4 protein-coding genes and 1 pseudogene are annotated in these 4807 nt (G+C 75.7%); 3 read left to right on the forward strand and 2 right to left on the reverse strand.

Translation table 11 applies throughout. The features are described from left to right. The first annotated feature begins 139 nt into the window (after window positions 1-139). On the forward strand, window positions 140-1585 hold the full coding sequence (radA, locus tag F2B26_RS14540) for a DNA repair protein RadA (RefSeq protein WP_159810587.1): 1446 nt from the start codon (window positions 140-142) through the stop codon (window positions 1583-1585). A 61-nt stretch (window positions 1586-1646) separates the two neighbouring features. Further along, window positions 1647-2723 (forward strand): DNA integrity scanning diadenylate cyclase DisA, encoded by a 1077-nt coding sequence (gene disA / locus F2B26_RS14545; protein ID WP_235929695.1) that lies wholly within the window; start codon window positions 1647-1649, stop codon window positions 2721-2723. Window positions 2724-2751: 28 nt separating this feature from the next. Here the strand turns inward: disA and F2B26_RS14550 are convergent, their stop codons facing one another. Further along, entirely contained in the window at window positions 2752-3600 is an 849-nt protein-coding gene (locus tag F2B26_RS14550) for a TIGR03620 family F420-dependent LLM class oxidoreductase (protein WP_159810583.1), read from the reverse strand. A 132-nt stretch (window positions 3601-3732) separates the two neighbouring features. After that, the gene (locus tag F2B26_RS14555; protein WP_159810585.1) at window positions 3733-4338 is read right to left on the reverse strand and encodes a hypothetical protein; all 606 of its coding nucleotides are present in this window, start codon (window positions 4336-4338) and stop codon (window positions 3733-3735) included. A gap of 181 nt (window positions 4339-4519) precedes the next feature. Between F2B26_RS14555 and F2B26_RS14560 the strand changes: the two are divergent. Then, window positions 4520-4807 (forward strand): annotated as a pseudogene (locus tag F2B26_RS14560) (A/G-specific adenine glycosylase); the annotation flags it as partial.

Genomic DNA, 4807 nt, shown 5'->3' on the forward strand with positions numbered 1-4807 from the left:
CCCCGGGCGGGCGGCGCGCAGGGCGTGAGCCCCGGGCGGGTGGCTGGCCGGGCTGCGACATGGGGCGACCTCCTTCAGGTTGCGGGCAGCCTACCCAGGGGGAGGCGGCGCGGGGCCGGGACGGCGGGGCGTGGCCCCCATGTGGGTGCCCGCGGCTAGCGTCCGGCAGGTGACCTCGTCGACCGTCCGACGCCCGGCCAGGACCGGGACCGCCCGCCCACCCGCGGCCCGTGCCGGGTTCCGTTGCGCCGAGTGCGGGTGGACGAGCGTGCGCTGGGTGGGCCGGTGCGGCGAGTGCCAGGCGTGGGGCACGGTCGCCGAGGAGGGCGCCTCGGCCGTCGCCCCCAGGACGGCCGCGGTGGCGCCCGCCCGTGGTCCGGCGCTCCCCATCGACCAGGTCGACCAGGCGGTCGCCACGGCCCGTCCGACAGGGGTGGCGGAGCTGGACCGCGTGCTCGGCGGCGGCCTGGTGCCCGGTGCCGTCGTGCTGCTGGCCGGTGAGCCCGGTGTCGGCAAGTCCACGCTGCTGCTCGACGTGGCGGCCCGGGCGGCCCGGACCGGCCGTCGGGTGCTCTACGTGACGGGCGAGGAGTCGTCCGCCCAGGTGCGGCTGCGCGCCGGCCGGATCCGCGCGCTCGACCCGAACCTGCTGCTGGCCGACGAGACCGACCTGGGCACCGTGCTGGGTCACATCGAGGCGAGCGACCCCGACCTGCTCGTCGTCGACTCGGTGCAGACCATCGCCTCGGCCCAGGTCGAGGGCACCGCGGGCGGGGTCACGCAGGTGCGGGAGGTGGCCGGTGCGCTCATCGCCGCCGCGAAGTCGCGTGCGCTGCCGGTGCTGCTCGTCGGGCACGTCACCAAGGACGGGTCGGTCGCCGGGCCGCGCACGCTCGAGCACCTGGTCGACGTGGTCTGCCAGTTCGAGGGCGAGTCGGGCTCCCGGCTGCGGCTGCTGCGGGCGACGAAGAACCGCTACGGCCCGACGGACGAGGTCGGCTGCTTCGACCTGTCCGAGCACGGGATCGTCGGGCTGGCCGACCCGAGCGGGCTGTTCGTGTCCCAGGGGCTGCACGACGTGCCGGGCACCTGCCTGGCGGTGACGCTCGAGGGCCGTCGCCCGCTGCTCACCGAGGTGCAGGCGCTCGTCGCGCCCAGCCAGCAGGCCACACCGCGGCGCACCACCAACGGCGTCGACCCGGCGCGGGTGGCGATGGTGCTCGCCGTGCTGGGCCGCCGGGTCGGGGTGCGGCTGGCCGACCAGGAGGTCTACGTCTCGACGGTCGGCGGCGCCCGGATGGTGGAGCCCGCGGCGGACCTTGCGCTCGCCCTGGCCGTCGTCGGGTCCCGGCAGGAGATCGCGCTGCCCCGCGGGATGGCCGCGATCGGCGAGGTGGGCCTGGCCGGCGAGATCCGCACCGTGGCCGGCGTCGAGCGGCGGCTCTCCGAGGCCGCGCGGCTCGGGTTGACCCGGGCCATCGTGCCGGCCGGTGCGATGCCCGGGCTCGTCGTGCCCGAGGGGATGCAGGTGCGCCCGGCGACCGACCTCGCCGATGCGGTGGCCGCGATCCAGCCGGTGCGCTGACCGTGTCCGCCCGTCGGCCCGGCGCGGCCGCAGCGGCCGGTGCCCCGATACCATCGATCCCGTGACCGATCTGCCGGTGCCTGACGAGCTGCTGCGCAGCACGCTCACGGCCGTCGCGCCGGGCAGCGAGCTGCGCGACGGGCTGGAGCGGATCCTGCGCGGACGCACCGGCGCGCTCATCGTGCTCGGGATGGACCCGCTGGTCGCCTCCCTGTGCTCGGGCGGGTTCGAGCTCGACGTCGAGTTCTCCGCCACCCGGTTGCGCGAGCTGGCGAAGATGGACGGCGCGGTCGTGGTCGACGGATCGCTCAACCGCATCGTGCGGGCCAACGTCCAGCTGCTGCCGGACCCGACGATCGAGACCAGCGAGTCCGGCACCCGGCACCGCACCGCGCAGCGCGTCTCGAAGCAGACCGGGCTCCCGGTGATCTCGGTCTCCGCCTCGATGCGGATCATCGCGCTGTACGTCGGCGGCTCCCGGCACGTGCTGGAGGACTCGACCACCATCCTGTCGCGGGCCAACCAGGCGCTCGCCACCCTCGAGCGCTACAAGGCCCGGCTGGACGAGGTGAGCGGCACGCTGTCGGCCCTCGAGATCGAGGACCTGGTCACGGTGCGCGACGTGTCCGCCGTGGTGCAGCGCCTGGAGATGGTGCGCCGCATCTCCGACGAGATCGACGGCTACGTCGTCGAGCTCGGCACCGACGGACGGCTCATGTCCCTCCAGCTCGACGAGCTGGTCGGTGGCATCGGCGCCGACCGCGAGCTGGTCATCCGCGACTACGTCGACACCTCGCACCGGGACGTGCCGGCCGTGCTCGCCGAGCTCGCCGAGCTGGACGCCACCCAGCTGCTGGACCACGCGCACATCGCCCGGGTGCTCGGCCTGCCCGGTGCCGGCGAGGCGCTCGACGCCGCCGCGGGCGCCCGCGGTTACCGCCTCCTCGCCAAGATCCCGCGGCTGCCCGCCTCCGTGATGGAACGGCTCGTGCAGCACTTCGGCGGGTTGCAGCGGCTGCTCGCGGCCTCCATCGACGAGCTCATGGCGGTCGACGGCATCGGCGAGCAGCGCGCCCGGGCCGTGCGCGAGGGCCTGTCCCGGCTGGCCGAGTCGAGCATCCTCGAGCGGTACGTCTGACCCTCGGGACCGCCCTCGCGGCCCGCGCTCAGCCCAGCGGGAGCCGCACGGCGAGTGCGCGCAGCGCGATGTCCAGCCCGGCCGGGTCCGGCACCACCAGCTGCGCGGCGACATGGTCGGCACCCGCCGCCAGGTGCGCGTCGAGGGCCGCCACCGCGTGCTCGACGGTGCCCTGCGGGGCCAGCGCGTCGACCACCCGGTCGGCGGCGGCGTCCATCTCCGCGTCGGTGAACCCCTGGGTCCGCAGGCTGCGCCGGTAGTTGGACAACCCGAGGTAGGGCGTGCGGACGGCGCCACGCGCCAGCTCACGTGCCGCCTGCTCATCGAGCCCGAGCGCATCGGCGAGCACGACCTTCTGCTCGGGGGCGAGCAGCGGGCGGTCGCCGAGGAGCGCCCGTGCGGCGGCGGTGTGCTCCGGGGTCGTCAGGTAGGGGATGGCGCCGGCGGCGCGCTGCGCGGCGAGCTGCTGCACACGCGGTCCGAGCGCGGCGAGCACCCGCACGTCGACGCTCACCCCGGCCTCGTCGAGCGCATCGAGGTAGCGCACGATCGTCTCGTACGGCGAGGCGTACTCGGCGGTGGCCTCGCGGTGCCCGACGCCGACACCGAGCAGCAGCCGGTCGCCGTACCGGTCCGCGAGCCTGCGGTACGCCGCGGCGACCTGGGTCGCCGGTGAGCGCCACATGTTCACGACGCTGGTGGCGACGGTGATCCGACTGGTGGCACCCAGGAGCTGCTCGACGAGCCCCAGGTCACCCTCGGGCGAACCGCCGACCCACAGCGCGCCGTAGCCGAGCTCCTCGACCCGCGCCGCGAGGGCGCCGTCGAGCCAGGCCGCACGCACCCAGACCCCGTACCTGCCGAGCTGCACCGTCACGTCCGCTCCTTCGCTCGCGCCGCCGTCGGGCCGACGAGCACTCCGCGCCGTCGCCAGCACGACCGGCACGTCGCGCCGTCGTCGGGACAACCTGCCGGACGGCGCCCAGATTCCCGGACGTGCCGGCGCAGGTCAGCCGAGCACGAAGGGCGCGGGGGCCGCCTGGGCGCCGCCGACCGCGAAGGTCGCGACGTAGGTGCCGGCACCGGGCGTGGGCAGGCCGGCGGTGCAGCCGGGCGCCGAGCGCTCGCGGTTCCAGGCCAGCGATGTGGTGTCGGTCATCCCCGGCGCGAGCAGCAGGGTGCGCGGGTCGGCGTCGGCCGGTGCGCAGTCCTGGTTGGACCACACCCGGTCGGTGCCTGAGGTCAGCACGACGGACCGGTGGGTGTCCCCGGCGTCGACCAGGCAGGAGGTGGCGCCCTTGTTGGTGATGGTGAGCGTGAAGGTGGGGCTGACGCCGGCGGCGAAGGTGGGGGCGTCGGCGACGACGGTGAGCGCGAGGTCCCCTGCCGGGCAGTCGGTGATCCCGCCGGGCAACGTCGAGGTGGGGCTGGTGGACGGCGACGGGGGCGGCTCGGTCGTGGTCGTGAGCGGCTGCGGCGGCACCGCTCCGTTGTCGTCGGAGCCGCCTGTGATCGCCCGGACCAGGACGACGACGAGGGTCACGACCAGCGCGAGGACGACGAGCACGAAGGCCCGGCGCACCCAGTAGACCCGGGCCGGCAGCCGTCGTGCCATCGTTCACCCCACCGCGTCGCGTCGATGCCCCGCACCCTCTGGTCCGGAGCGCAGCCACCGTACGCACCGCCGCGCGGACCGGCCGGGCGGGCACGCCGGGGGCCACCAGCCTCACAGCGACGCTCACCCGGTCCGGCCTCCGCTGCGCGCCGACGTCCGTCCACCACGGCAGGATGTGCCGGTGCACGAGGCCTTGCTCACCTGGTTCGACGCGAACGCCCGCGACCTGCCGTGGCGCGCCCCGGACCGCACGCCCTGGGGTGTGCTGGTGAGCGAGGTGATGCTGCAGCAGACCCCGGTGGTCCGGGTGGAGCCGGTGTGGCGGGCCTGGATGGAACGGTGGCCCACCCCGGCGCACCTGGCGGCGGCGAGCACCGCCGAGGTGCTGCGCGCCTGGGACCGCCTCGGCTACCCCCGCCGGGCGCTCCGGCTGCAGCAGTGCGCGCAGGCGATCACGGACCTGCACGCC

This window comes from Cellulomonas citrea, from assembly GCF_009829685.1.
Classification (GTDB): Bacteria; Actinomycetota; Actinomycetes; order Actinomycetales; family Cellulomonadaceae; genus Cellulomonas; species Cellulomonas citrea.

What these genes read in the sequence shown, in the direction of transcription:
- radA (WP_159810587.1), top strand. Translation starts at nt 140, where the DNA reads ATGTGGGTGCCCGCGGCTAGCGTCCGGCAGGTGACCTCGTCGACCGTC.
- F2B26_RS14555 (WP_159810585.1), bottom strand. Translation starts at nt 4,338, where the DNA reads ATGGCACGACGGCTGCCGGCCCGGGTCTACTGGGTGCGCCGGGCCTTC.